The organism is Paenibacillus sp. MB22_1, assembly GCF_047200555.1.
GTDB lineage: Bacteria > Bacillota > Bacilli > Paenibacillales > Paenibacillaceae > Fontibacillus > Fontibacillus phoenicis.
In genome coordinates this window covers 834917-860550 of record NZ_JBLADV010000001.1, presented here as the reverse complement: position 1 = coordinate 860550, position 25634 = coordinate 834917, and the positions used below count along the sequence as shown (strand labels likewise).

The window sequence follows — 25634 nt, the reverse complement described above, 5'->3', positions numbered from 1 at the left end:
ATGTCAGATAACAAAAAACTCGTTTATTTTCTTTGTACGGGAAACTCTTGCCGCAGCCAAATGGCGGATGGTTGGTTGAAGGCGCTCGGTAATGATAGGTACGAAGTAAAAAGCGCCGGGTTGGAGGCACATGGGCTGAATCCGCGTGCCGTCCAGGTGATGAAGGAAGCTGGCGTCGATATTAGCGGTCATACATCGGATGTTATCGATCCGGAGATTTTGAATCGGGCTGACTATGTGATTACGTTATGTGGCCATGCAGACGAACATTGTCCGGTGATTTCGAATAAAAACGTCGTGAAATGGCATTGGGGCTTCGATGATCCAGCCAAGGCAACCGGCACCGAGGAAGAAATCATGAGCCAATTTCGAGCGGTTCGGGACGCGATTAAGTCGCGTGTCGAAAAGTTTCTTGCCGAAGGTTGCTAAAATTACAGAAAAGGCGTGCAGCGTTATGGCACGCTTTTTTGTTTGGCGATCATCAGCCTTCGGAACGACGAAGCCAAGGCGGAGTCCTCGAAGAGCAGAAAATGATTCCCTTTATATATATCTACTTTGCGGGTAGTATCAACTTCGCTGGTACTACCCCAACCCCTGGGCGGTACTGGTAACTCTATACTTTTTGTAATATAATTTTTCGATACATTCCGTTAAACAATGCTGATGCATCTTCCTCCACTCGAATATGTTTCTCATACGGCATGATGATTTGTTCGAAATGTCGTCCGATGTCCGTACCCATCGTTGCTACGATGGGACGAAGGATTTTTTTATTACCGGCAAATCCTGCGAGGGAGGGGCAAATTTATCGAAAATGATTATTCGCCCCCCAGCTCGCGTAACCCGAATCATTTCTTGAAAACATCGATTCGGCTCGGGGACAACGGATAAGATCAGATTTGCAATAACCATATCGAACGATTCCGGTGAAAAGGTCAATTCTTGCGCATCCATTTCTATGAACTTAAAATTGGGGGAGTCATATTTATTCCTAGCTCGATCAAGCATTTCGGATGATAAGTCAATTGCAGATACAGAAATATTTTTGTCCATAATGAACTGCAAATCTGCTCCTGTCCCGACGCCTACAAACAAAAAGAACTTTTGCTTTTAGGCTTAATGTCGAGGTTCTCAAAGATCTTTTTCCGTGCCTTTAAAAAAGGACCGGAATTGAAAAGAGAATCATAAAAGGGTGCCCATAACCGATAAATCACTTTATTCCAACGGTTATTCATATCCGATTATTACCTCTGACTTTTAACAGACGAAGGCTATTCAATGTAACAATAAGCGTGGCCCCCATATCTGCGAAAATGGCCAACCATAACGTCAACCATCCAGGGACAATTAGAGCCAAAGCTAAGAGCTTAATACCAAGTGAAAACGTAATGTTCTGCTTGATGATTGCAAGGGTTTTTCGGCTTAGTCGAATCGTATAGGGTAATTTGCTTAAATCGTCAGCCATCAAAGCAATATCTGCGGTTTCGAGGGCAGTATCCGTACCCGCGCCGCCCATAGCGATACCAACCGTTGAAGCCGCGAGCGCAGGCGCGTCGTTAACGCCGTCGCCAATCATCGCAACTTTACCATAGTCTTTACGAAGCTGCTTGATGTAATCTAATTTATCTTGGGGCATTAGATCAGCTTTAACGTCTGTAACATTCAAACGCCGCCCGATTGCTTCGGCGGTTGCTTGATTATCACCCGTAAGCATAATCGTTTTCTTGATTCCAATTTCGTGTAATTGCTTAATTACGACTGTACTGGAATCACGCACTTCATCAGCGACTGCTATTAAGGCAAGAATCTGTTGTTCTGTGCCTAATACCATAACCGTTTTCCCTTGTTTTTGTAATTCTTCAATGCGCTGATTCGTTTCAACGCTGATGTCGGAATGAAGTTCAGCAAAGAGTTTCGGACTACCGACGTAATACAATTCCCCGTTTACATTGGCTTTAACACCTTTCCCGGTGATCGATTGGAAATCCTCAACGACTAGGGTTAGGTCTTCTCCGAGGTTTTCCGCTTTACGAACAATCGCGGATGCGAGCGGATGTTGCGAACCTTTTTCGATAACTGCCGCGATTGAAAGCAATTCATTTTCGTTTTTCGTTCCGAAAGTAACGACATCTGTTACTTCTGGAACCCCCTTCGTCAGAGTACCTGTTTTATCAAACGCAATTGCGGATAGTCTGCCGGCTTCCTCAAGGTGAATGCCGCCTTTGATAAGAACGCCATTTTTCGCCGCGTTGCCGATGGCTGTAACAATCGAAACAGGTGTCGAAATGACCAATGCGCAAGGACAGCCGACGACGAGCAACGCTAATCCTCGATATACCCAATCGCCCCAATCTGCACCGACGAACAGAGGTGGAACAACCGCAATACCTAATGCCAAAATCATAATCGCAGGTGTATAGTATTTCGCGAATCGGTCAACAAACGCTTGAGATGGCGCTCTTTCAGCTTGAGCTTCTTCAACAAGGTGAATAATTTTAGAAATCGTTGTATCCTCGACGCGCTTCGTTACTTTGACTTCAAGCAAACCTTCTTCGTTCAATGTACCAGCGAACACTTCATCGTCAATTGTTTTCGTCACGGGAACCGATTCGCCAGTAATCGCGGCTTGGTTAATGGTTGATGTTCCTTTAATAACAACACCATCCATTGCAAGTTTTTGACCTGGCTTTACAATCATGACATCGCCAACCTGTATATCATCGACGTTTACCGTAATTTCTTCGGAACCGCGTCGGATCAGAGCTTCCTTCGGTGCAATATCCATCAGGGAACGAATGGATTGACGCGCTTTTTCCATGGAGTAACGTTCCAAAACTTCACTGATCGCAAACAAGATAACGACAGTCGCGCCTTCGCCCCATTCTCCGATCGCCGCGGCACCGATGATGGCGACCGTCATTAGGGTGTTCATATCGAACTGAAGCCGGAAAAGATTTTTGATTCCTTTTTTAAATAATTCATAACCGCCGATAATAATAGAAGCCGCGTAAGAAATAGCGGATAAGATGCTATCCTCACCGTACTGCTCACCTAATAAGTACCCTGCGACAAGCAAGATAGCCGAAAGCAGTACGTTCCAATGTTCTTTCCAGAAAGGCTTTTTCTTTTCAATAGATCGTTGCTTTTCAGGTGTAACTTTCAGGTTTTCAAACGCGCCGGCCTTTTCCAATTCCTCAACTGTAGTCCTTCCATAAACGGTGATTTTAGATGCTCCAAAATTGACTTGCGCGTCTTTTACGCCCGGCAAATTTTTTACATTTTTCTCGAAAATGCCTGCGCAATTCGTACAGGTAAAGCCTTGAACCCTGTAGACGTTTTTATCTTCGGTGTTTTCAATTTTATTTTCCATTGATGATCAACTCCCTCGAATGAGTAGAAGCTAGCTGCACCAGTTGACGAACATGGTCATCTTCCAGCGAATAAAAAACTAATTTACCATCCTTGCGGTATTTGGCTAGGCCAAGCTGTTTTAAGGTGCGAAGGTGGTGTGAGGCTGTGGCCATTGAAGAGCCGATGATGTTAGCCACATCACAAACACATAATTCATCCTCTTCGCACAGGGCAAAGGCGATTTTCATTCTTGTTTCGTCAGCTAAAACCTTGAACATCTTAATCATGCCTTGAATATTTTGTCTTTCGAGCGCATTTTGTACCTTTCGGACTTTAGGTTCGTCGTAACAGTAAATTTCACATGAATCCTTTTCTTTCCTGTTCATATCCTCACCTCAACAATCAAATCAATATTTGATTATCATCATACAATAAATCCATCGATTATTCAAATACTCATTTGATTATTTCCCAAGGGCATCTAAAATATTCAGGTTCGAGATCCACTAATTGTTCCTCTGTATCTATTGGCTCCTTTCAGACCTTTGCATATTTCAGTAAAAAAGAGCTATCCCGGAAGCCGTCTACGACGACTTTTAAGGATAGCTCTTCAGGCATTCTTTATTTCATATCATTTCCACATACCATCAATAATGTCCGATAGCTTGATCCAACGAAAATCATTTCCATCAGTGATTCTGATGTTTTTTTGTTGCAGATCGATCTTCGTCACGACTCCGGTTATTTCCGCTCGATTCAATTCGCCAAATAATACTAAAGTGATCTCTTTCCTGAGCTGCATGGATTCAGCAATGAGCATGGAGATCCGTTCCATCTCTTGATCATCTAATTGCGGCCGTGTATTCTTGCGCAAATTCTGCTGGTGCATGAGATAAGCTTCCTTGTGCTCTGGGAGCATCATTCTGGACGATTCGAACAAGCCGTTTCCTTTCAATTTTTTGCTCATTTATAATGTCCTCCAATTTTTTGCGCACGATCCCGCGCTTGGCCCGACGCTTTTAAAGAAGAGGCCCTCATAATCGCGGTGCTTCCGTATTTCTCTTTAATTCGGTCCGTGGTTCTTTCCAACGCTAACTTTACTTCGCGGTTATTGAATAAAGTAAGCTGATATTCCTGGTCGCTTACCAACTGACTTAAAGTGACCCCAATTTTTCGAATGGGTAAACCGTCCCAATGTCGTTTAAATAGTTTTTTCGCTGCATGGAACACCTCATCCGTGAGGTTCGTCGGGTCGGGTAATTTCATTTGTCTGTAGAAGCCGGAAGGGTGATCAAAATCCGCTCCTTGACACCCTACCGAAACCACCCAGCCCATATAGCCTTTCATTCGAGCTCGTTGACATACTAACTCTGAGAGCTCTAATAGGGGAACCATGATATCGTCAAACTCCCAATAATCGTAGGGAAGGGTCATTTGATGGCCGATGGCTTTTTGCAAATCGTGTGTACTTGGCGTTACCGGGGAATGATCCTTGCCGTTGGCAATGAGCCACAGAACTTCCCCGTTCACTCCCCATTTGGCTCTTAATTTGGTCAGGGGAGTCTGGGCCAGCTGGCCAATGGTATATATCCCCATTTTCATTAAATGCCGGCGCATCCGGGAGCCCACCATAAACATCTGATGAATCGGCAACGGCCAAAGCACTTCTTGCAGATCTTTCACAGGCAAGTGAAAAATCCCCGAAGCATTACGTTTGGCGAAATTATCGCAGGCCATTTTGGAGAGCACCTTATTTTCACTAATTCCAATGCGTACACGAACGCCCGTCTCCTTCATGACTTTATCCTGAATGCTCCTCGCAATCTTATCAGGACCGCCAAAAAGCTGTAAGCTTCCCGTGACATCCAAATACTGTTCATCTATGCTGTACGGCTCTACCAAGTCCGTGTAGGATTGATAAATTTCTGTAATTTGCAAGGATACCCTGATGTATTCCTCCATACGGGGACGAATGACCACGAGATCCGGGCATTTTGCAAGTGCCTCTCCCAGCCTTTCTGCTGTAGTAATCCCATGCTGCTTGGCAAGGGGACACGCGGCGAGAATGATCCCGGAGCGACGGGCGGGGTCTCCTGCAACCACAACAGGTTTGTCTTCATACTCGGGGTGGGCCGCTTTCTCAACACTTGCGTAAAAGGATTGACAATCCGCCAGCATTACGACTCGGCTTTTGTTATCGCTTTTCATAGGCCGCTCCTTAAGTCGACGTTAAGATACTTACTCAAATATTGATTAAGCTCCGCTTTCACCAAGCTCCAAAGCATGGAAAATCTATGTTGATAGCCCCTGCACAAATAGCGGGCCTCCATGCCCAATTCAGTACGTTGTTGCTCGAACACCTTGATCCCTCTGTCGCGCATTTGTTTCCGAACCGACGTCAAATCTGCAGTGATCACATCTTGGGCAGTGTGTAAGGCTCTTGCGTACACCACGTCCATCTTTAGCTTTACGGTCCCTAATGCTCTCATATCCCTTTCCAACACATCCAAGAGAAGAGGGAGTAGAATGTATTCTTTGACCAATTGAAGATCTTCTTCCGTCTCCAAGGGCGCTGGAGGGATACCTTTCATGAGGACATCCCCTCTTTCGTCCCATCGATCCCTAGATAGGCGCAAAGTCGACGGATCAGTTCCGCCTTCACCAATCCCCAGAGCATGGAGAACTCATACGTATACCCCCGGCATAAATAGCGGGCTTCAATCCCCAGGTTCGTCCGCCGCTCTTCGAATACCTTCAGTCCATGCTCACGCATGCCTTGGCGCACCCGGGCCAAATCCGCGGCTGCGGCGTTCTGCAGCAAGCGGATCAGCCCCTTGTATACCTGAGGCAGCTTCAACGAAGCGGATGCCAGCGCGCGCTGGTCTCGTTCCAGCACATCAAGCAGCAGAGGAAGCAGCACGTATTGCTTGATCATCTCCGCCTCCTCCTGCGTTTGCCAAGGAATAGGGCTCATGCGGCTCCCTTCTTCATGCTGTCTGTCATATGCTCACCCTCCAATCAGAACGTTTGTTCATATTATATTCATAATACGAACAAACATTCCCTTTCGCAACAGGTTTATGTTGGATAATTCGGCAGAGCGAAAGCATGCAAAAAAGGCGGATCCCTTGTCCCTTCGGACTTTGGGAATCCGCCTTCCTTTCCTGTTGGCTGCTTATTGAGCTGTTAAAATCAGCGGCCCGTCCGCCGTCAGCGCGATCGTATGCTCGAATTGGGCCGACAATTTGCCGTCCGCTGTACGCGCCGTCCAGCCGTCATCGTCGATCACGATGCGGAAAGTGCCTTCATTGATCATCGGCTCGATCGTAAACACCATGCCTTCCTTGAGCCGAATGCCCTTACCCGCTACGCCGACATGCTCGTAGTTGGGCTCCTCATGCAGGCTGCGTCCGATCCCGTGACCGAGCAGATCGCGTACGACGGAATAACCGTTCGCCTCCGCATGCTTCTGGATCGCCGAAGTCACATCGCCCAGCCGGTTGCCTGGAATCGCTTGGGCGATCCCCAGCTCCAGACATTCCTTCGTCACCCGCATCAGCTTTTCCGCCTCAGGACTCACCTGACCTACCGCATAACACCAGCACGAATCGCCAAACCAGCCGTCCGCCTCCGCAACGATGTCCAGCTTGAGCAGATCGCCGTTCTGCAGCGGCCGGTCGGAAGGGAAACCATGGGCTACCACATCGTTTACTGAAGCGCAGGTTTCGGCCGGGAACCCGTTGTACCCTTTCGTAAACTGCTTGCCGCCCAGCTTCGTAATATGCCGGACTACAAAATCATTAATTTCCTTTGTCGTGACCCCGGGTTGAATCATTTTGGCGACCTCCCGGTGACAATCCGCAACAATCTGATTCGCCCGTTTCATCTCTTCAATTTCCCGCGGCGATTTCAATATAATCATTCAGCTCTCACTCCTTCGAGGGTCCATCGGGTTCGCTCCGACAGCCGATACAATAGCAGACGCGCAATGTCTGCCGCTTCGTGGTCCAGCGTGCCTTGGCGCAGCGGAGAGCCGGCGCAGCCGGCCAGCGCAGCCAGCAACAATTCCGCCTGACGGACGCCCTCTCCCCCAGCGCCTTGTCCCGCCGCTAAGCTCGCAGTCGCAGCGGTCTCTCCGGAACCCGGCGGCAAACCGCGCTCCAGCACCGCGGCGAACGGCAGCAACACCTCGCGGCGGAACGTCTCCGCAAGCGGCAGTGCCCGGGCTTCCGGCAGCAGCTGGAAGCCATCCGCCGCCAGCTTATACAACAGATAAACGCCGTGATCCTTGGCCCACAGCTTCAGCAGCCGGGTACCTGCCGCAACAAGGGAATCGGCGGCCGCTTCCTGCTCCTCCGTCCTCAGGTCGATCCATTCCCCGGCCCGGTCCATCGCCGTCCACAGCACGTCATGCAGCAGATCCCCTTTATTACTGTAATAGTGGTAGACCGTGCCGTAACCAAGCCCGGCCTTGGTCGCCACGTCCCGAATCTCTAACGTCAGGCCTTTCTCAAGAAACACATCGGCGGCCGCGACACGAATTTGAGCAAGCCGGCGCAGCCTGATCTCTTCATTTTGTTCCTTCGTACGCGGGGTCATCCGCCACAACCTCCTTTTATTTTTGACCTACTCTCATGTCAATATAAAACAAAACATGGAGATTGGCAAGCAGAAATGACTCCCGGCGCTTTGTGCCCCGCTCATGTATCGTTTAGCTTATCTCGCCTGGCCCCGGATCATCCCTCCGAGAAAATAGCAAAAGGCCGCCGGGGTACCGGTCCCCAGGGCCTTATCACCCGTCCCGCCGCATCTCTGCGCGCTTGCTCTAGCGGAACATTCCCCATAAGCGCAGCAAGTGAAGCGTATTCCGCGGGTCGATTCGCTGATCGATGACGAATTGGACGATTTGCTCTTCCTGAACGCCGCTCAATCTTTCGCCAAGCACAGAAGCGGCCGTTCTAACGAGCCTGCGCACCTTAACGCGATCCTGCAAATCCGCGCGGGTGAGGCCGTCGACGACCTGTTTCATCCGCTCTTTGATCGCCGGATTTTTCATTTTCAACTTCACCCGTTCGACCAGCTGCGGACTGATTCCATACTGATAATAGCTGGGCATCGTGACTAGCACCTCCTGTCCCGTCATTTCCGGACTTCAACCCTAATATATGACGGTAAGGCTGTCCATAGTGCCTGAAAATCCAAAAGCACGCGGGAAAGCCGCTAGTTCTGTTTGAGGAACGCCGTTGCCTCATGGGTTTGACTCAACCTGAGGATCGTCTCTTCGTATTGCGTCGAGGCGTACGCGAAGAACAAAATATCGATCATGACCAATTGTGCCAACCGCGAGCTGGACGCCCCGCTACGCAGGGTCGCTTCCGGCGCCTGCGGCGTGTACAGCATCAAATCGGCCAGCTCGGCTACTTTATGATTGCCGAAACGGGACAAGCCGATGGTGCGCACGCCGTACTTTTGGGCAACCCGGAACAATTGCAGCACTTCCTTGGTGTTCCCGCTGTAAGAGATGCCCATAAACAAGGCCCCCGGCGGAGCGCTGGCCAGCGCGGCCGCAATTAGATGCTCGTCCTGCAGAGCGAACGCTTGCTTCCCCAGGCGCAGCCACTTTTGTGCGGCATCCGCTGCGACGATCGCCGAAGCGCCTACCCCGTACATATGGATGACGGAAGCCTCTCGGAAGCTGTCCACCACCTGCTCGATCAGTTCGGGCTGCAGGTGAAGCATCATATCTTGAATGGCTTGGAGACTGTTGGAGACCGTCTTTTGAATGACGTTTTGAATCGTCTCCCCGCGTTCGATGTCATAATAGCCTGGTCTTTGCGGTTTGGCATTATCGACCGACAAACGCATTTTCAAATCAGGAAATCCGCTCAGCCCCAGCGAACGGCATAGCCGGGTAATCGCCGCCGCACTGGTCCCCGCTTTATCGGCGACCGCATGGATACTTAAGCCGGAGACTTCCGCCGAAGCCGTCAAAATATATTGGGCCGCCTTTCTTTCCGATTCAGGCAGTTGTTCCAGCATGGCCTCCATTTGCGTAAGTACGCTTCCCGTCGTCACGGTCATCCCCTCCGTATTCCCAATCCGTCTGATGCTATTTCCATTCCCATAAAACGCAAAAGAAACGCGGCGGCCTGGTTAAAGGCAGCCAAACGTTTCTCTGCTGGCTTGTATTATCTATTATGCTCTATAAGCATCTGCTTTGTAAAACCAAAGAAATACGTGAGCAAGAATCCGGCGACATAGGAGACGATCAACCCGGCCAAGTAACCGAGAATCGTCATGCCGATTCCCATTGGGCCTTGAATCAGCGGGATCAGGACGAGGCCGGAAGGTCCAATCGCCACCGAGCCGATGAAGTTCCCCGTCATCGCGAACAAACCAAGCACAGCCCCGCCAAACCCACCGCCAAGACAAGCGGTTACAAACGGCCGGCCCAGAGGCAAGCTGACCCCGTAAATGAGCGGTTCGCCGATGCCAAGAAATCCGACGGGCAACGCCCCTTTGATCATGTTGCGCATTCTCGCGTTATGCTTCAGCTTGATATAAATGGCGATCGCCGAGCCGACTTGCCCCGCCCCCGCCATGGCCAGGATCGGCAGCAACGCCGTGTATCCGACCTGCGAAATCAATTCGGCATGAATCGGAATGAGCGCCTGGTGCAAGCCGAACATGACCAGCGGCAGGAACAGCGCAGCGAGAACGAAGCCGGACAGCGGTCCGCCATGGGCCAACAGCCAAGTTGTTACCTGTCCGATGCCTTGAGAGATAATACCGCTGACCGGCATCAGGAAGAACACGGTAACCAAGCCTGCAAGCAACAGCGCAATGGTAGGAGTTACGATGATATCAATCGCTGCCGGCATCCGTTTACGAATCCATTTTTCCAACACAGAGATCAGCCCTGCGGCCAAAATCGCCCCGATGATTCCGCCCTGCCCCGCATTCAGCTTAATTTCACCAAACAGGGGATAGGTATAAGAGATATTCGCCACCGCCGGTGCAACGATGATCGCGGCCACGGCACCGCCAAGCGCGGGCGTTCCCCCGAACTCTTTCGCGGCATTCACCCCGGCAAAGATCGTCAAATACCCGAAGAAGGCCGAGCCAATGACACTAATAATCGGTTGGAGCGTAAGCAGCCAGTCCGCCCCGTTGCCGGAAGTAATCAGGTTATTGATCAAGCCGGCGATACCGTTGATAATCCCGGCCCCTACCAACGCGGGAATCAGTGGAATAAAGATGTTGCCGATTTTTCGCAAGAAATTTTTGAAAGGCGTGTTGTTCTTCTTTTTGAGCTCTGCCTTGATCTCCGAGCCCTCGCGGAGCGTCGCCGTTTGGCCGCCAGCTGCTGCTCCTTGGCCGCCATGCCCCTCCGCTTTCAGAAGTTTGCCAAATTCCTCCGCCACACTATTCACAACACCCGGTCCGAGGATTACTTGATACGTCTCATCATCAACCGCACCAAGTACGCCCTCGATCTGTTTGAGCCCGATTTCGTCAATTTGGCTACGGTCCCGGACCGACACCCGCAACCGGGTCATGCAGTTCGTAAATTGCTCCACATTGTCAGAACCGCCGATGGATTCCAAGATCCGTTTCGCCATAGTTTCATATTTGCTCATTGGGAAGCCTCCTGCTCTCTATAGGATGGGCTTACTTGTTTCTTCAACGTATTGCAGACGCAGACTTCGCAGCCTTACCGATAAACCCTTGGTTCTCCTCCAATTTCTCCAAGGCTACCTCATACGAACATCCTGTCAAAATCATCAGGATCGCTGGTTTCGGTTTCCCTTCGGCAAGGCGCAAGGTGTTCTCAGCGGTTGATGCATCGCAGCCAGTTGCCTCCATCACAATCCGCTTCGCCCGATCGGCCAGCTTCTCATTGGTGGGCTGAACATCAACCATCAAATTGCCGTAAACCTTACCTAAGCCAATCATCGACGCGGTAGACAGCATATTGCAGACCAGCTTTTGCGAGGTTCCCGCTTTAAGCCGCGTCGACCCAGTCAGCACCTCGGGACCGTTCTCGATCTCGATCGCGATGTCAGAAATGGTGCTGATCACCGCATTCTTGTTGCAGCTGATACTAATCGTCTTTGCACCAACTTGCTTGGCGTATTCCAATCCGCCGATGACATAAGGCGTACGACCGCTCGCGGCGATTCCGACGACCGCATCCTTGGCGGTAAGCCCGAGGTTTTGCAGATCCGTCCGACCGAGCTCGGCCCGATCCTCCGCTCCCTCAACGGCCTTGATAAAAGCGTTGCTGCCGCCTGCGATCAGCCCAACCACCTGGTCCGGGGAAGTACCAAATGTCGGCGGACACTCCACCGCATCCAGCAAACCGATCCGTCCGCTTGTGCCAGCCCCCATATAAATCAGCCGGCCCCCTTTTTTGAGCGACTCCGTAATGGCAGTCACGGCCTGGGCGATTTTGGGAATTTCCTTTTTAACCGCTCCGGCTACTTTCGCATCCTCTTCGTTCATCACCGTAAGCAGCTCGGTCACTTCCATTTCATCCAAGCGCATCGTTCGCTCGTTTCTCGCCTCGGTTGTCAGTTTTTCCAGCATATAAGATACACTCCTTTGTTTGCGTCAATCCTAGTTGTAAGTGCTTTCGACATGATTATAATCTATTTGATATTTTATTTCAATATATTACTTTTTTATTGAAATAATATGTCAAATCGTGTTACTTCCTGTTTTTTTAAGTTATCAGAAAGTATAAACTTCGGGGCATTGGCATCCTGATATCGCAAGAAAAACTTCCACTTAAACGCGGTCTGTCAACTTTGAATGTACATCGATAGACGTTTTTCTTATGATGTATTTTGTGCAAAAAAATAACCGTCCGCGGATCCCGCGAACGGTTTGATGCTTGCTTGCCGTATCAATTTAATCGATCAGCTCACCTTGAAAAACCTGCTCCCGCCGCAGATATTCCCGCAGCGGTCCGTATTCGGGCGAAGTCCAGAACGCTTCGCCCGCAACCAGCCGGGCGGCATCGTCCCGCGCCGCCTCCAGCACCGCGTAGTCGCTGACCATGTCCGCGACGCGAAAATCCGGCACGCCGCTTTGCTTCGTGCCGAAGAAATCCCCGGGACCCCTAAGCTCCAGGTCCCGCCGGGCCACCTCGAAGCCGTCGTCCGTATCGGTCATGACCTTCATCCGCTCCTGACCTACCTCCGACTTCGGATCGGCGATGAGCACGCAATACGACGCGTGCTCCCCCCGGCCTACACGCCCGCGCAGCTGGTGGAGCTGGGACAAGCCGAACCGGTCGGCGTCCATTACGATCATCAGCGTGGCGTTGGGCACGTCGACGCCGACCTCAACGACGGTCGTCGAGACGAGCAGCTGCACCTCGTTCTCGTAGAACGCGCGCATCACTTCGTCCTTCTCCGCCGCCGTCATCCGCCCGTGCAGCAGCCCGACCTTCATGTTCGGGAACGCCTGCTGCATCGACACGTACAAGTCGATCGCGTTCTGCACGTCCAGCTTGTCCGACTCCTCGATCAGCGGGCAGATGACGTAGGCTTGCCGGCCTTGCGACACCTCCCGCTCAATAAAGCCAAGCACGCGGTCCATCATGCTGTGCTTCACCCAATAGGTCGTGATCGGCTTGCGCCCCTTCGGACGCTCCGACAAGGTGGATACGTCCATATCGCCAAAGGCGGTAATCGCCAGCGTGCGCGGAATCGGCGTCGCCGTCATCGTCAGCACATCCGGGTTAAAGCCTTTGCGCCGCAAAATGCTGCGCTGATTCACGCCAAACCGGTGCTGCTCATCGGTAATCACCAGGCTCAGCGACCGAAAAAACACGTCCTCCTGGATCAACGCATGCGTACCAACCACGATGTCGGTGAGCCCCATTTGCAGCGAGCCAAGCAAATCCTTGCGTTTGCGCCCCGTCACACTGCCGGTCAACAGACCGACCGTGATGCCAAACGGCTCAAACAGCCGGGACAGTGAGCGCATATGCTGCTCGGCCAAAATTTCCGTCGGCACCATAAAGGCGCCCTGGTGCCCGGACTTCACCGCCGCGTACAAGGCGATGGCGGCGATTACCGTCTTGCCGGAACCGACGTCACCTTGCAGCAGCCGGTTCATGCAATAGGGTGAGCGCATATCCTTTAGAATTTCCAGCTCCACCTTCTTCTGGGCATCGGTCAGCTCAAACGGCAGGCTACGCACAAATTCCCGAATCGTGGCGTTATCAACCACATGCGCTACCCCGTCCATCCGCTCGTGGTTCATCGCTCGATACGCCTGCAGCTTGAGTTGGAACAAGAACAGCTCCTCGTACACCATGCGGCGCCGCGCCTGCTGTCCCTCCTCGCTGTCCTGCGGCTGGTGCAGCCGCAAAATCGCCGTCTTGCGGGGCATCAGCCCATATTTGCGAAGCAGTTCGGGCGGCAGGATCTCCGGGATCATCTCCCCGTATTGCTGCAACGCTTGTCCAATCGTCTTACGCATCCATTGCTGCGTAATTTTGCCGCCTACGGAATAGACCGGCTGCAAACTGCCGCTGCGGAGCGTCCCGCGGTCGGGGAACTCCGACTCCGACACCGTCAGCTGACTGCGGCGCATGTCCCATTTGCCGGTCAGGATAATCTCCCGTCCCGTCGTCAGCTGATCCTTGAGGAAATGACGGTTGAACCATGTCGCCGTAAACATCCAGTCATCGGCGATCATTTTGCAGGTCAGGCGGGATTTCCGCCCGTACCGTTGCAGTACCGGAAGACCCATGATTTGGGCCTGCACCGTCACCTTATCCCCATCCTTCACTTCCGTCAAGGAGCGCAGCCGGTAATCCTCGTACCGGAACGGATAATATTCAATCAAATCATTCACCGTAAAGATGCCAAAGGCGTGAAGCTCTTCTTGTTTAAGAGCGCTCACGCCGCTGACTTGCTTTACGGGGATGTGATGTAAATCCAACTTCATCCCCTCACTTTATAGAGGTAGTTCAAAAACGCATCTTCGGATCACGTAGTTCAGACGCAACCCGGACAGCAGCCTAACGGAACTGAGAGACGTTATTTATCCTTTTTGCAGCGATTACTGTGGCTAACGGAACGGAAAGACCTTATTTGGAGCTTTAGCAGCTTATGATCAGCCTTTCGAGCCAAATAAGGTCTCTGAGTTCCGTTACACCGGGAAATCGCCGGGAAATGGTCAAATAAGGGCCCTCAGTTCCGTTAAAATCGTCCAGAGCCACGGCCACGGACCACAGCCACAACCACAGCCACAGCCGCACCCACACCGCAACTTCCAAACATCACTTCGCCGGCCAAATAAACGTCGCCACGGTCCCCGGACCTACGTGCGTGCCAACCACGGCACCGATGCTGTTGCGGACAACCTCATGCAGCGTAAAGTGCTGCCGCAGCAGAGCCAGGATCTCCTCGGAGCCTTCCGGATTCACGCAATCGCAAACGGCCACGTTAATGTCCTTCACCCCGGCAAAATCATTCACAAACAACTCGATGACGCGGGCCATAGCCTTCTTGCGGCCTCGGACTTTATCGACAGCGTAAATCACGCCCTCCTGGTCCACCGACAAGATCGGCTTAATGTTCAGCAGGTTGCCCAGAATGGCTGCGGCTTTACCGATCCGTCCGCCTTTTTGCAAGTATTCCAGCGTATCGACGAGAAAATATAACCGACGCGCCTTCCCGAGCCGCTCAACCTCAGCTCGAATTTCCTCGACCGAAGCCCCTTGCTTCGCCATCCGCGCGGCATGCACAACCTGAAGGCCAAAACCGTACGTCGCACACAGCGAGTCAATGACCGTGACATCGACCGGATGCCCCAGCTCTTCTTCCAGCATCTCCTTCGCCAGCACTGCGGATTGATAAGTTCCGCTCATCCCGGAGGAGATATGGATCGAAATGATCGGTGAACCGGGATAGGCGGCAAGCAAGTTGCGGTATACCTCCACATACTGAGACGGCGAGGTCTGCGAAGTGGTAGGCAGTTCCTTCGATTTGATCAACTTATCGTAGAACTCTTCCGCGGTGATGTCGATGCCTTCAAGATAAGATTGGTCTCCGAAGGCCAGCCGCATCGGTACGATGTGAATTCCGTATTCCGAGACGGTCGCCTGCGGGATATCCGCCGTACTGTCGGCAATAATGACAGCCTGATTCATAGGTATCTTCATCCTCTCATGGGGATTAGGACTCTACCGAAAACAGATAATAATAAATCGGTTGCCCGCCGTTATGGACCTCTACCTCGACGTCGGGATATTCCTGATGAATCCAGGCCACCAGCGCATTCGTCATCTCTTCGTCAGCTTCTTCACCGGCGAGTACCGTAACGATTTCATCGCCGCCAGCGAGCATCTTGGCTAATAAGCCCTGACTCGTTTCCAGCAAGCCCTCTTCAGTGGCCACAATTTTAGAATCGGCAATACCGATATAATGACCTGCGGTAATTTCCAAATCATCAAACATCGTGTCACGGACCGCATACGTCACTTGACCTGTCTTTACGTGTTGCACGGCGTTCTGCATGTTATCCGTGTTGACTTCCACGCTTTCTTCTTCTTGGAAAGCAAACGCTGCGGCAATCCCCTGAGGAATGCTCTTGCTTGGGATGACTGTCACATTGCGCTCCCCTTCAAGCAAATCACGCGCCTGCTGTGCAGCCAGAATAATATTCGAGTTATTCGGCAGAACGAACACGTGCTGAGCCGAAATCGACCGGATCGCCTTCACGAAATCTTCCGTGCTTGGGTTCATCGTCTGCCCGCCGGACAGGACGACATCCACGCCTAAGCTCTTGAAAATTTCCGAAATCCCGTCTCCAGAAGCAACGGCGATAAAGCCATAAGGCGCCAGCTCATCCGCAGGAATCCCTGCCGGATCCACCGGTTGGGCCGGTTCTGCCGGAATTTCGGCGAACAGCTCCGGCATCGGCGGCGCGGCATCCATCCCTGCAATCAACAGATCCCGGTGCTGCTCACGCATGTTCAAAATATGAATTTGTGTAATTTCACCGTAACGCAGTGCCAGATTCAGCACGTCGCCCGGCGTTTTCGAATGGACATGGACTTTGATAATCTCGTCGTCAGCGATCACGATAATCGAATCCCCATTGACCGAAAGCGCTTTCCGGAACTGATCCTCGTCAAAAACAGCATCCTTGATTTCACCGATTTTTCGATTAATGAAAAATTCCATGTCATAGAGGTATTCGATATCCTCTGTTTCGAGCTTGGCCTGTGCCGAAGTTGGAGCATGCACCGGTGCGGCCGCTGGAGCACGCAGCTCTGGTTTGGCAACGGGTGCGGGGGCTTGTCCCAATGTCGCAGCGGCTTCACTGCTGGCGCCGCCTTGCAGCCATTGTAAAAATCCTTCATAAATATAAACAAGTCCTTGACCGCCCGAATCCACGACGCCAACCTGTTTCAATACCGGCAACAGCTCCGGCGTATTCGCGAGCGCTTCCTTCGCTTTGGCCAGCACCTCGCTCATCAATTCCGTGATATCCGTTGTTCTGCGCGAATAATAGACGGCATGCTTAGCTGCTTCCTTGGCTACCGTCAGAATCGTGCCCTCCACCGGTTTGACGACCGCTTTATAAGCGGTATCTACCCCGCTTTGCAGCGCAGCGGCAAATTGGGCTGCATTCATCTCTTCCAATGATGCAGCAGAACGGCTAAAGCCACGGAACAGTTGGGACAAAATCACGCCGGAATTCCCGCGCGCGCCCATCAACAGGCCCTTGGATAAAGTGGCTGCTCTGCTGCCCAAACCTCCGGTTCCGTGATCTTTCAATTCCGTTACACCGGCGGTCATCGTCAAATTCATATTCGTTCCAGTATCCCCATCGGGTACCGGGAATACGTTCAAGGAATTGACGTGCTCAGCATGCTCTGTCAGCCGCTTCGCGCCTGCCAATACCATAGCGGTGAAATCTGTTCCAGTTAAAGAACGCTTACTCAATGAAAATTCCCCTTCCTAGCTTGATACGCGTACACCTTGGACTACGATATTCACCTGATCCACTTCGAGTCCAACGATTTCATTTAATACGTATTTCACTTTGAGCTGTATGTTGTGTGCGACCTCGGAAATTTTCGTGCCATAACTGACTATAATATAAAGATAAATAGCTAATCGATGATTATCCAGGTTCACTTCCACACCCCGGGCCAAATTCTCGCGCCCCAGCAATTCGGCAATGCCGTCCTTGAACTGCTTTCGGCTTGCCATTCCAACCAGTCCATAACACTCCATGGCGGCCGATCCGGCGATCACCTTAATGGCTTCCTCCGAAATATCGATTCGTCCATATTCGGTCGTAAGATTTACAGCCACGCCTATCTCACTCCTTCCATAGAAATTATTATGGACTAAACTATATTGTACTATAAGAGCAGAGAGAAATAAATAAAAGAGTCGAACGTCAATAGCTGCGTGTCAACTCATATAAAAATGTTACCGAAGGATAATGGTTCACTCACGTAATTTTGTTACCCAGTGGAGGCTGTTACATAGCCTCCACTGGGCGCGTAGCGGAGGCAGGCGTCACGGGTTGGGAAAGCAGCGCTTCCAACTGATTGTGTAATGCAAGCGGATCTTGGGAAGTCTGATACGCCTGTAACCGTTGGGTTTGTTCTGGTCGTAGCACGCCCAATTCGATTAACCGGGCAACGGGTGTTTTGGCCGTGTCGAATGTTTTCTTTACACGAGCCCCGCGACGCTCCTTGCCGATCAGCTTGCGAGTGGGCAAGCAGCAATTGAAGTACCGATCATGCAGAGCATAGATGGAGTTGAGCCACTCCACCTGTTCCGTGCGGTCATAGCGTTCGTAGCCGACCAGCTGGCGGACGAGAAAGCCGTTTTTCTGCTCCACGTGAGCATTGTCGTTTTTGCGATAAGGGCGGCTGCGCGTGAAACGAATGTTGTTCGAAGCGCAGAAGGTTTTCAAATGGGCGTTTAAAAACTCTTGGCCGTTGTCACTGTGGATCCCCCAAGGCTGCATGGGCCACTCCGCGATGATGTGCTTGAGCTCACGAAGCACGGCAAGTTGGGATTTGCCGAGCAGCGCGCGTCTGCGGGTGTAGCCGGAGACCACGTCGGTCACAGTCAGCGTATAGGCGAAGTGGCCGAGCGACGATCCGCCGTTGTGTTCGACCAAATCGATTTCCAGCGCGCCCGGACGCGTTTCATCCCAATCGTAGGCGATCATGGGCACTTGTGAACGGAGTTCGGCGAGCGGCTTTCGCTTGTTGACAGCTGGTCTGGCTTTTGGACAACGAAGTGTGGATAACCTGCGCGCCAATGTCGGGCGGCTGATCTTTTGCAACTGCGATATGATAAGGTCGGTAAGGTGCAGGTGACCGTGCCGGGCAAGGCTCTGGGCTGTATCGAGCAGAACAGGATGCAGTCGCTCGGCACAAGGATAATCCAGGGCTTCCCAAACGCGCTCAATGACGGGCATCGCCTCCTGGTAAGCTAATGGCCGATTACGTTTCGATTTCGCTGGTGTCAGCGCAGGAGGGTTCGTGAGAGCGCGGATAGCATGCTTCCGATGGCACCCCAGCACCTTCACGGCGTTGTCAAGGATTGCAGATTTCTCATTTCGCGATTTCGCTCTCATGTATTGATCAGCCAAGGTACGGATTACTTCACGTCGTGTTTTCATGCTCAGTTTCAAAACACATCCCTTCGGTAACATTTCGATGTGAGTGAACCGATGCCTCTTTAGTAACATTTTAACTGAGTGATCGCGAGCTGTTGACGGAGCTTTTTTTACTGTGATATTATATTTAAGTATTGTCAATAACCGTGATATTGAAGTGTTAGTGTTATTTTCAAGACAGGTGTATTTGGAACAGGAGGTGTAATGAATGGCTCGCAAATGTTATGTGACTGGCAAGAAGCCAGGCAGCGGTAACCATGTATCTCACGCAAACAATCGCAATCGGCGCTCTTGGGGCGTAAACGTGCAGAAGGTCCGGATCTTGGTAGACGGCAAACCGAAACGCGTATACGTTAGTACTCGGGCTTTGAAATCCGGTAAAGTGACCCGCGTGTAACAGACGGGACGAATTATAGACAAAAAGCACCTTTTCCTATGGAGGTGCTTTTTTACTGCGCATTTTCCCTTGAAGTCAGCGCCCAAGCAATCCTTGTTGGCGGGAACCGCCAGGCGCGCCTTCCGCTGCTCGGGGCGGGTATTCAGGCCCCGCCCGTTAGTTCTTGTGAAACGTGTTCAGTACCGCCTTAACGAATCCTCCCAAAAACTTAGGCAGCTTGAATGTGTAAAATTTCATCGTTCACCCTCCCCATCGTGCTCATGCCTTCACCCATATTCTATGTTTGATGTCATTTACCCGTGTATTCCCGCCACAAAAAAAAGGCTACATGAGAACCTTCGCTCATGTAACCAATGTATGCGCATCTTAAGGCGCCTATGCCAATCCGGCCAGGCTCTCGCGGATTTCTGCCATCGCAGCACGCCGGTCAGCTTGGCCAAACACCGCATTGCCGGCAACCAGCACATCCGCTCCCGCTTCTACAACCAGCGGCGCCGTCGCAGCGGCGATCCCGCCGTCCACTTCAATCCGCAAATCGTTTAAGCCCAGCTCATCCTTCCAGGCCTTCAGCTGCCGAATTTTGCGCAGCGTTCCCGGAATAAACGCCTGTCCGCCAAAGCCGGGATTTACCGTCATCACAAGTACGAGATCGACGTCCTCCAGCACCTCGCGAACGGCCGAAGCCGGTGTGGCTGGATTAATCGCCACGCCCGCCTTAACCCCTTGCTCCTTAATCAGGTGCAGCACCCGGTGCAGATGCACGCAAGCTTCCGCATGTACGGTGATAAGATGCGCGCCCGCTTTGGCAAAGGCCGGGATATATTCCTCGGGCTTCTCGATCATCAGATGGACGTCCAGCGGCAGCTTGGTCTGCGGAGCAATCGCTTGCAGCACCAGCGGACCAAACGTCAGGTTCGGGACGAAATGGCCGTCCATCACGTCCACATGCAGCCAGTCAGCGCCTCCCCGCTCTACGTCAGCGACCTCCTCGCCCAGCTTGGCGAAATTCGCCGACAAAATCGACGGCGCGATATAGATGTTGTTGCTCATGACGTCAATACCTCCGCTTCTTGTCCTTCATCTCTTCATAGAACTGTACATAATGCTCATAACGGCTGGCGGCGATTTCTCCATTGTCCGCAGCCTCTCTGACCTTGCAGCCCGGCTCATGCAAATGGCTGCAGCCGCGGAATTTACAGCCCTCCGCGTAATCGGCAAATTCCCGGAAGCAGCTGGATAACTCCTCGATCCCTAACTCGAGAAAATCCAGCTGGCTAAAGCCCGGGGTGTCAGCCACGTAACCACCGTTCTCCAGCTCAATCAGCTCGACATGCCGCGTCGTATGACGTCCCCGGCCCAGCTTGAGGCTGATTTCACTTGTCTCCAGCGATAACCCGAGCATCGCGTTAAGCAACGAGGATTTTCCGACCCCCGACTGCCCCGAGAAGACGCTGATCTCCCCAGCCAAACGAGATTTTACCTCCTCGGTTCCCATGCCGGTCACGGAGCTGGTGACAATGACCTCATAGCCGATTGATTCATACATTGCTTTGACCTGGCGAATGATTTCGGGAGTTTCTTCCGCCCCGTCCTCCTCCAGCAAATCCTCCTTGGTGAGGCAGATCAATGCTTGCAGACCAGCGTGCTCGATATGCACCAGAAACTTGTCCAGCAGCTGCAAATTGAGATCCGGCTCCCGCAGGGAGAACAGCAGCACCGCCAGCTTGGCGTTGGCGATCGGCGGACGGATCAGCTCGGTTTCCCTTGGCAGGATTTCGTCCACGGTGCCTTCCCCGTTTTCGGTGGGGGAATAGACCACCCTGTCGCCTACCAAGGGAGTAATGCCTTTCTTCTTAAAAATCCCTCGTCCGCGGCACTGGATATAAGCATCCGCTGCCCCGTCCTGTGCCGTCGCCGGCTTCACGTAGTAATATCCGCTTAATGCCTTCACAATCAAGCCTTCAGGCATATCCGCCGGCCTCGCTTTCATATCGGTCTGACTTAATTGCCATTGCCATGTTTGTTTCGTTTACCCGCCTTTCCTTTACCTTGGGCTGCGCCTTGCTCATTCTGGAGCGAAGCCAGCTTACCGGATAAGATCATGCCGGTATCGGGTGGATTATCACCCGAGTTCATGTCCATTGTGTCCTCATCTTCCGTACCGCCTTGATCCGGGAATTGCGGCACAGGTACAGTTCCTTGCTTCGCATCGATGTACGAGATCGGGTAAGTATCCAGCAAGACGCCGTCGCGCGTTACTGTCACGTAACCGTTCTTGTTCGGCGCCAGAACCAGGTCAACCGACAGGTATTGCGGTTTGCCTACCTTTTGCGTGCCCCATTCGCGCCCTTCTCCACGAGCATCCCCATACACGATCGTATATTTGCTGATTTGGCCTTCCTGTGCAGGTGCAGCCGGTACTTGGAACGTATAGTTGATCGCTTCCTGCGGATAACCGGTGCTGATAAACAACGTCACTTTCGAGCCTGGCACCACCAGGTCGTCCGGGGCATAAGGCCACTGTTTCGTTACTCTGCCCGCCTCGACCTCAAAGCTCGATTCCTCTTTGATTCCGTCTTCAGCCAGCACCAGCCCTGCGTCTCGGATCAATTTTTCCGCTTCCGCTTGCGTCTTGTTCACGAGGTCCGGCATTTTCACCTCAGACGGTCCCTTGCTGACCTTCAGCACGATCGTATCCGTCTCGGGATCAAATTCCTCTCCGGCTTCCGGCGATTGGCTGATGATCATGCCTGGCTCAATCTCGCTGTTGTTTTCCTCCACTTTCCGCACGCGGGCCTCGTCTACGCCAAGCTCTTTCAGCTGCTGCAGCGCATCATCATAGTTTCCCGTTAATGCCGGCATTTTTGCCAGCGGCTTCTCCGTGCTCACCTTCAAGTCGATGACTGAGCCTTCCTTGACCATCGTCCCCTCCGGCTTGCTCTGCTCATAGACGATCCCCTCGTCCACGCCTTCTTTGTATTCCCGGGTGATCTCCCCAACGGCAATCCCTTTATCGGTCAGGGTCTGAATCGCCTGTTCCTCGTGCAGATTAAGCACGTTTGGCACCGCGACTTCTGGGACGGTCACCAATTTCGTCACGTACCAGGCAACGCCGGCCAAGGCAAGCAGGACGACCAGCGTCAGGCTGACCCAAAGCGCCGGCTTGCTCCAAGCCTTTTTCTTAGGAGCGCTCTCCCGTTCCTCCACCATCGCCGCTCCGCTGTCGCGGGACAGTTTGGACGGCCCTGCCGCCACACCTTGAGGTTGATGCTGCGGACGGATCGCCGGAATGATTCGCGTGCTGTCTTCGTCATGATCATCTATAAAGGCCAATTTCGATTCCATTCTTCGTTCCGGCAACAAGCAGGTTTCCAGGTCGCGCAGCATCTCTTTGGCAGACTGGTAGCGTTCGTTCGGATTTTTCCGCATCGATTTCAAGATGATGTTCTCCACGCTTTGCGGAATCATCGGATTCACCATACGCGGCTCATCGAATTGCTCCTGCAAATGCTTTAATGCTACGCTGATTGGGCTTTCACCAAGGAACGGCAACCGACCGGTCAGCATCTGGTACAACACGATCCCCAGCGAGTACAGGTCGGATTTCTCCCCAGTGGCTACGCCTTTCGCATGCTCCGGCGAGAAATAATGCACCGAGCCCACCACTGAGCCGGTTTGCGTAATGGTCGCCGACGTGACGGCACGGGCAATCCCGAAATCGGTCACTTTGACGCGTCCGTTTCGTCCAATCAATATGTTATGAGGTTTGATATCCCGGTGAATAATTTGGTTATGATGGGCATGGTCCAGCGCATCGGCGATTTGCGACGCAATGCGAACGGCTTCTTCAACCTGCAGCGGGGCCCGCTCCTTAATAATTTCGTTGAGATTCTGCCCTTCAACGTATTCCATCACGATGTAATGAATCTCATCTTCTTGTCCAACGTCATACACGCTGACGATATTCGGGTGCGACAAGGATGCAGCAGACTGCGCCTCCCGGCGGAATCGCCGGATAAATTCCTCGTCGTTCACAAATTGTTGACGCAGCACTTTGATGGCCACGTAGCGGTTCAGCAGCAGGTCCTGCGCTTTGTAGACAAGCGCCATGCCCCCTCCGCCGATCCTCTCGATAATTTGATAACGACCGCCCAATTCGTGTCCGATCATGAATTCCACTCCTTTTTGCCCGACCCGGCATCCTCATGTTGTTCCAGCAGAGCAACGCTAATGTTATCGTCGCCTCCTGCGTTCAGCGCCAGCTGGAGCAATTGGTCGGCCCGGCCCTGTAACCCAAGATCTTCTGATCCTAGCGTCAGAGCCATTTGTTCCGGTGTTACGTAGTTGCTGAGACCGTCGCTGCAGAGCAGCAAAATATCCCCCGGCTCCAACGACACCCGGTTCAAGTCGACCTCAACTTGCTCATCGGTTCCCAGCGCGCGGGTTACGACATTCCGATGCGGATGCACCGTCGCCTCCTCCGCGCTGATCTGGTTGTTCTTGAGCAGCTCATTGACCAGCGAGTGGTCATCCGTCAGTTGGACGAGCTGGCCCTGCCGGAAATGGTAGGCCCGGCTGTCACCGATATGGGCGATCACGCCGTCGCGACCTGCGAAGATCCCCGCAACAACTGTGGTGCCCATGCTATGGTACTCCACATGCTCTGACGCTTTGCGGAATACGGCTTCGTTCGCGTGAAGAATCGCCTTCTTCAATTCTTCCCCGCAAGCCTCCGCCGACAACCCTGCCGGCAGCGATACCAAATCCTCGGTAATGGTATCTACCGCCATGCGGCTGGCAATGTCTCCAGCCTGATGGCCGCCCATTCCGTCCGCAACAATCGCCAGCGTGTATCCGGATTCCAGCTGGTCCACCCAGGTACAATCTTCATTGACGGAACGGACTCGTCCCACATCACTTACAAACACACAATTCATCACATTCGCTCACCTCGCACCAGACTCCATGTGCTTCGCCCGCAGTTGTCCGCAGGCAGCGGCAATATCATGGCCTTGCTCCCGGCGGATCGTCACATTGATGCCTTTATCCGCCAGTATGCGCTGAAACTTAAAAATATCGTTACGCGACGTTCTCACGTATTTGCGCTCCGGCACATAGTTGACCGGAATCAAGTTGACGTGGCAAAGCATATCCTTGATCACGTCGGCCAGTTCCTCCGCATGCTCCGGCTGGTCATTCACCCCGCCGATCAGCGCGTACTCGAACGTAATGCGGCGGCCGGTTTTGGCGATGTAGTAGCGGAGCGCCTCCATCACGTCGTCAAACGGAAAGCGCCGGTTGACCGGCATCAACTTCGAGCGGAGCGCATCATTTGGCGCATGGATCGAGATCGCCAAGTTAATTTGCGTGTTCTCGTCCGCAAACCGGTAAATGTTCGGGACAATCCCGCTCGTTGATACAGTAATATGCCGTTGTCCGATGTTCAAGCCCTTTTCATGGATCATAATCCGTAAAAATTTCATCGTGGCATCATAGTTTTCAAATGGCTCGCCGGTCCCCATGATCACGATGCTGCTGACGCGTTCGCCTTTGGCGTCCAGAATCTTTTGCGCCTGCACGACCTGGGCGACGATTTCTCCCGGCGTCAGATTCCGCTTCAGCCCCCCTAATGTCGAGGCACAAAACGTACAGCCGACCTTGCAGCCGACCTGGGTGGTCACGCAGATGCTGTTGCCGTAGTTATGCTTCATAATGACCGTTTCAATAGCATGATCATCATGCAGCCCGAACAGGAACTTCACCGTTCCGTCCTTGGATTCCAGCTTCGTAATCTCCTGCAGCGTAACGAACGCAAATTCGTCAGCCAGCTTCTGCCGAAGCGCCTTGGACAGGTTGGTCATCTCATCGAAGGAGCTGACGCGTTTCACGTACAGCCAATCGAAGATCTGTCCGCCGCGAAACGCAGGTTCTCCCTGCGATACGGCCCATTCCTGTAATTCTTCCAACGTATAATCATATATAAAAGGTTTCATTTTCACACACCTGTCCATATCTATTTTGAAAAGTTGCCCACTCATTCTTCCCATTTTATCATAAATTGACTTCCGACTAAAGTCGACCTTCCCGCCGTCAGTGTCAAGCTAGCGTGGGCAGTCATTTAAGATGCCTGGAACGCGAACCCCGAAGGAACCTCTTCCTTGTAAGCGCTTTGCTTCGTTCTTTCATCAAACACAAGTGATTTGTCAGAATT

26 protein-coding genes are annotated in these 25634 nt (G+C 52.4%); 2 read left to right on the top strand and 24 right to left on the bottom strand.

Annotated elements, in window-relative coordinates; genetic code table 11:
- Positions 1-429, top strand: coding sequence for an arsenate reductase (thioredoxin) (arsC, locus tag ACL02P_RS03850; RefSeq protein ID WP_009225278.1), 429 nt, complete (start codon positions 1-3; stop codon positions 427-429).
- Positions 430-747: 318 nt separating this feature from the next.
- On the opposite strand, the gene ACL02P_RS03845 is transcribed toward arsC, so the two are convergent.
- The 18 genes from ACL02P_RS03845 to ACL02P_RS03760 all read right to left on the bottom strand — a co-directional run bounded on the left by ACL02P_RS03845 (position 748) and on the right by ACL02P_RS03760 (position 19041).
- A complete protein-coding gene (locus ACL02P_RS03845) occupies positions 748-1053 on the bottom strand; it encodes a class I SAM-dependent methyltransferase (protein WP_311202271.1) in 306 nt (101 codons plus the stop codon).
- Positions 1054-1231: 178 nt separating this feature from the next.
- On the bottom strand, positions 1232-3370 hold the full coding sequence (locus ACL02P_RS03840) for a heavy metal translocating P-type ATPase (RefSeq protein ID WP_412836847.1): 2139 nt from the start codon (positions 3368-3370) through the stop codon (positions 1232-1234).
- Positions 3360-3737, bottom strand: a complete 378-nt coding sequence (locus tag ACL02P_RS03835; RefSeq protein ID WP_009225274.1) for an ArsR/SmtB family transcription factor — start codon at positions 3735-3737, stop codon at positions 3360-3362. Before ACL02P_RS03835 ends, ACL02P_RS03840 begins: the two co-directional genes overlap by 11 nt.
- A gap of 245 nt (positions 3738-3982) precedes the next feature.
- Complete coding sequence (locus ACL02P_RS03830; protein ID WP_323076858.1) at positions 3983-4318, bottom strand: YolD-like family protein; 336 nt, start codon at positions 4316-4318, stop codon at positions 3983-3985.
- Positions 4315-5559: a DNA polymerase IV gene (locus ACL02P_RS03825; protein WP_412836846.1), complete on the bottom strand. Its 1245-nt coding sequence runs from the start codon at positions 5557-5559 to the stop codon at positions 4315-4317. The genes ACL02P_RS03830 and ACL02P_RS03825 overlap by 4 nt, the downstream gene beginning before the upstream one ends.
- Positions 5556-5942 (bottom strand): hypothetical protein, encoded by a 387-nt coding sequence (locus tag ACL02P_RS03820; RefSeq protein ID WP_412836845.1) that lies wholly within the window; start codon positions 5940-5942, stop codon positions 5556-5558. Before ACL02P_RS03820 ends, ACL02P_RS03825 begins: the two co-directional genes overlap by 4 nt.
- Positions 5939-6325 carry a hypothetical protein gene (locus ACL02P_RS03815; RefSeq protein WP_016311635.1) on the bottom strand — a complete coding sequence of 129 codons (387 nt, stop codon included), beginning with the start codon at positions 6323-6325 and terminating at the stop codon, positions 5939-5941. Before ACL02P_RS03815 ends, ACL02P_RS03820 begins: the two co-directional genes overlap by 4 nt.
- Before the next feature lie 201 nt (positions 6326-6526).
- The gene (map, locus tag ACL02P_RS03810) at positions 6527-7273 is read right to left on the bottom strand and encodes a type I methionyl aminopeptidase (protein ID WP_085170456.1); all 747 of its coding nucleotides are present in this window, start codon (positions 7271-7273) and stop codon (positions 6527-6529) included.
- On the bottom strand, positions 7270-7950 hold the full coding sequence (locus ACL02P_RS03805; protein ID WP_009225268.1) for a TetR/AcrR family transcriptional regulator: 681 nt from the start codon (positions 7948-7950) through the stop codon (positions 7270-7272). The genes map and ACL02P_RS03805 overlap by 4 nt, the downstream gene beginning before the upstream one ends.
- Before the next feature lie 226 nt (positions 7951-8176).
- Positions 8177-8467, bottom strand: a complete 291-nt coding sequence (locus ACL02P_RS03800; protein ID WP_009225267.1) for a stage VI sporulation protein F — start codon at positions 8465-8467, stop codon at positions 8177-8179.
- A gap of 104 nt (positions 8468-8571) precedes the next feature.
- Complete coding sequence (locus tag ACL02P_RS03795; RefSeq protein ID WP_036645262.1) at positions 8572-9432, bottom strand: MurR/RpiR family transcriptional regulator; 861 nt, start codon at positions 9430-9432, stop codon at positions 8572-8574.
- Between the two features lie 107 nt (positions 9433-9539).
- Entirely contained in the window at positions 9540-10991 is a 1452-nt protein-coding gene (locus tag ACL02P_RS03790) for a PTS transporter subunit EIIC (protein ID WP_323076866.1), read from the bottom strand.
- A 43-nt stretch (positions 10992-11034) separates the two neighbouring features.
- Positions 11035-11940 (bottom strand): N-acetylmuramic acid 6-phosphate etherase, encoded by a 906-nt coding sequence (gene murQ / locus ACL02P_RS03785; protein WP_323076867.1) that lies wholly within the window; start codon positions 11938-11940, stop codon positions 11035-11037.
- A gap of 324 nt (positions 11941-12264) precedes the next feature.
- Positions 12265-14316, bottom strand: coding sequence for an ATP-dependent DNA helicase RecG (gene recG, locus ACL02P_RS03780; RefSeq protein WP_260070899.1), 2052 nt, complete (start codon positions 14314-14316; stop codon positions 12265-12267).
- A 334-nt stretch (positions 14317-14650) separates the two neighbouring features.
- Positions 14651-15523, bottom strand: a complete 873-nt coding sequence (locus ACL02P_RS03775) for a DegV family protein (RefSeq protein ID WP_009225262.1) — start codon at positions 15521-15523, stop codon at positions 14651-14653.
- Positions 15524-15548: 25 nt separating this feature from the next.
- Entirely contained in the window at positions 15549-17324 is a 1776-nt protein-coding gene (locus ACL02P_RS03770) for a DAK2 domain-containing protein (protein ID WP_316011389.1), read from the bottom strand.
- Between the two features lie 15 nt (positions 17325-17339).
- Entirely contained in the window at positions 17340-17699 is a 360-nt protein-coding gene (locus ACL02P_RS03765; protein ID WP_016311626.1) for an Asp23/Gls24 family envelope stress response protein, read from the bottom strand.
- A 172-nt stretch (positions 17700-17871) separates the two neighbouring features.
- Positions 17872-19041: a DDE-type integrase/transposase/recombinase gene (locus ACL02P_RS03760; RefSeq protein WP_198136244.1), complete on the bottom strand. Its 1170-nt coding sequence runs from the start codon at positions 19039-19041 to the stop codon at positions 17872-17874.
- Positions 19042-19234: 193 nt separating this feature from the next.
- On the opposite strand from ACL02P_RS03760, the gene rpmB reads away from it, so the two are divergent.
- Positions 19235-19423, top strand: coding sequence for a 50S ribosomal protein L28 (gene rpmB / locus ACL02P_RS03755; RefSeq protein ID WP_009225259.1), 189 nt, complete (start codon positions 19235-19237; stop codon positions 19421-19423).
- Positions 19424-19579: 156 nt separating this feature from the next.
- On the opposite strand, the gene spoVM is transcribed toward rpmB, so the two are convergent.
- The 6 genes from spoVM to rlmN form a co-directional block, all read right to left on the bottom strand.
- A complete protein-coding gene (gene spoVM, locus ACL02P_RS03750; protein ID WP_036621610.1) occupies positions 19580-19660 on the bottom strand; it encodes a stage V sporulation protein SpoVM in 81 nt (26 codons plus the stop codon).
- Positions 19661-19798: 138 nt separating this feature from the next.
- A complete protein-coding gene (gene rpe, locus ACL02P_RS03745) occupies positions 19799-20473 on the bottom strand; it encodes a ribulose-phosphate 3-epimerase (protein ID WP_009225258.1) in 675 nt (224 codons plus the stop codon).
- A 4-nt stretch (positions 20474-20477) separates the two neighbouring features.
- Entirely contained in the window at positions 20478-21392 is a 915-nt protein-coding gene (gene rsgA / locus ACL02P_RS03740) for a ribosome small subunit-dependent GTPase A (RefSeq protein WP_009225257.1), read from the bottom strand.
- A 32-nt stretch (positions 21393-21424) separates the two neighbouring features.
- Entirely contained in the window at positions 21425-23593 is a 2169-nt protein-coding gene (gene pknB / locus ACL02P_RS03735) for a Stk1 family PASTA domain-containing Ser/Thr kinase (RefSeq protein WP_009225256.1), read from the bottom strand.
- Positions 23590-24363 carry a Stp1/IreP family PP2C-type Ser/Thr phosphatase gene (locus ACL02P_RS03730; protein ID WP_016311622.1) on the bottom strand — a complete coding sequence of 258 codons (774 nt, stop codon included), beginning with the start codon at positions 24361-24363 and terminating at the stop codon, positions 23590-23592. The genes pknB and ACL02P_RS03730 overlap by 4 nt, the downstream gene beginning before the upstream one ends.
- 6 nt (positions 24364-24369) lie before the next feature.
- A complete protein-coding gene (rlmN, locus tag ACL02P_RS03725) occupies positions 24370-25416 on the bottom strand; it encodes a 23S rRNA (adenine(2503)-C(2))-methyltransferase RlmN (protein WP_009225254.1) in 1047 nt (348 codons plus the stop codon).
- Positions 25417-25634 lie beyond the last annotated feature (218 nt).

What these genes read in the sequence shown, in the direction of transcription:
- murQ (WP_323076867.1), bottom strand. Translation starts at nt 11,940, where the DNA reads ATGCTGGAAAAACTGACAACCGAGGCGAGAAACGAGCGAACGATGCGC.
- ACL02P_RS03830 (WP_323076858.1), bottom strand. Translation starts at nt 4,318, where the DNA reads ATGAGCAAAAAATTGAAAGGAAACGGCTTGTTCGAATCGTCCAGAATG.
- ACL02P_RS03800 (WP_009225267.1), bottom strand. Translation starts at nt 8,467, where the DNA reads ATGCCCAGCTATTATCAGTATGGAATCAGTCCGCAGCTGGTCGAACGG.
- ACL02P_RS03845 (WP_311202271.1), bottom strand. Translation starts at nt 1,053, where the DNA reads ATGGACAAAAATATTTCTGTATCTGCAATTGACTTATCATCCGAAATG.
- ACL02P_RS03790 (WP_323076866.1), bottom strand. Translation starts at nt 10,991, where the DNA reads ATGAGCAAATATGAAACTATGGCGAAACGGATCTTGGAATCCATCGGC.
- recG (WP_260070899.1), bottom strand. Translation starts at nt 14,316, where the DNA reads ATGAAGTTGGATTTACATCACATCCCCGTAAAGCAAGTCAGCGGCGTG.
- rpe (WP_009225258.1), bottom strand. Translation starts at nt 20,473, where the DNA reads ATGAGCAACAACATCTATATCGCGCCGTCGATTTTGTCGGCGAATTTC.
- ACL02P_RS03815 (WP_016311635.1), bottom strand. Translation starts at nt 6,325, where the DNA reads ATGAGCCCTATTCCTTGGCAAACGCAGGAGGAGGCGGAGATGATCAAG.
- ACL02P_RS03835 (WP_009225274.1), bottom strand. Translation starts at nt 3,737, where the DNA reads ATGAACAGGAAAGAAAAGGATTCATGTGAAATTTACTGTTACGACGAA.
- map (WP_085170456.1), bottom strand. Translation starts at nt 7,273, where the DNA reads ATGATTATATTGAAATCGCCGCGGGAAATTGAAGAGATGAAACGGGCG.
- ACL02P_RS03805 (WP_009225268.1), bottom strand. Translation starts at nt 7,950, where the DNA reads ATGACCCCGCGTACGAAGGAACAAAATGAAGAGATCAGGCTGCGCCGG.
- ACL02P_RS03825 (WP_412836846.1), bottom strand. Translation starts at nt 5,559, where the DNA reads ATGAAAAGCGATAACAAAAGCCGAGTCGTAATGCTGGCGGATTGTCAA.
- rsgA (WP_009225257.1), bottom strand. Translation starts at nt 21,392, where the DNA reads ATGCCTGAAGGCTTGATTGTGAAGGCATTAAGCGGATATTACTACGTG.
- spoVM (WP_036621610.1), bottom strand. Translation starts at nt 19,660, where the DNA reads ATGAAATTTTACACATTCAAGCTGCCTAAGTTTTTGGGAGGATTCGTT.
- arsC (WP_009225278.1), top strand. Translation starts at nt 1, where the DNA reads ATGTCAGATAACAAAAAACTCGTTTATTTTCTTTGTACGGGAAACTCT.
- ACL02P_RS03840 (WP_412836847.1), bottom strand. Translation starts at nt 3,370, where the DNA reads ATGGAAAATAAAATTGAAAACACCGAAGATAAAAACGTCTACAGGGTT.
- pknB (WP_009225256.1), bottom strand. Translation starts at nt 23,593, where the DNA reads ATGATCGGACACGAATTGGGCGGTCGTTATCAAATTATCGAGAGGATC.
- ACL02P_RS03775 (WP_009225262.1), bottom strand. Translation starts at nt 15,523, where the DNA reads ATGAATCAGGCTGTCATTATTGCCGACAGTACGGCGGATATCCCGCAG.
- ACL02P_RS03795 (WP_036645262.1), bottom strand. Translation starts at nt 9,432, where the DNA reads ATGACCGTGACGACGGGAAGCGTACTTACGCAAATGGAGGCCATGCTG.
- rlmN (WP_009225254.1), bottom strand. Translation starts at nt 25,416, where the DNA reads ATGAAACCTTTTATATATGATTATACGTTGGAAGAATTACAGGAATGG.
- ACL02P_RS03820 (WP_412836845.1), bottom strand. Translation starts at nt 5,942, where the DNA reads ATGAAAGGTATCCCTCCAGCGCCCTTGGAGACGGAAGAAGATCTTCAA.
- rpmB (WP_009225259.1), top strand. Translation starts at nt 19,235, where the DNA reads ATGGCTCGCAAATGTTATGTGACTGGCAAGAAGCCAGGCAGCGGTAAC.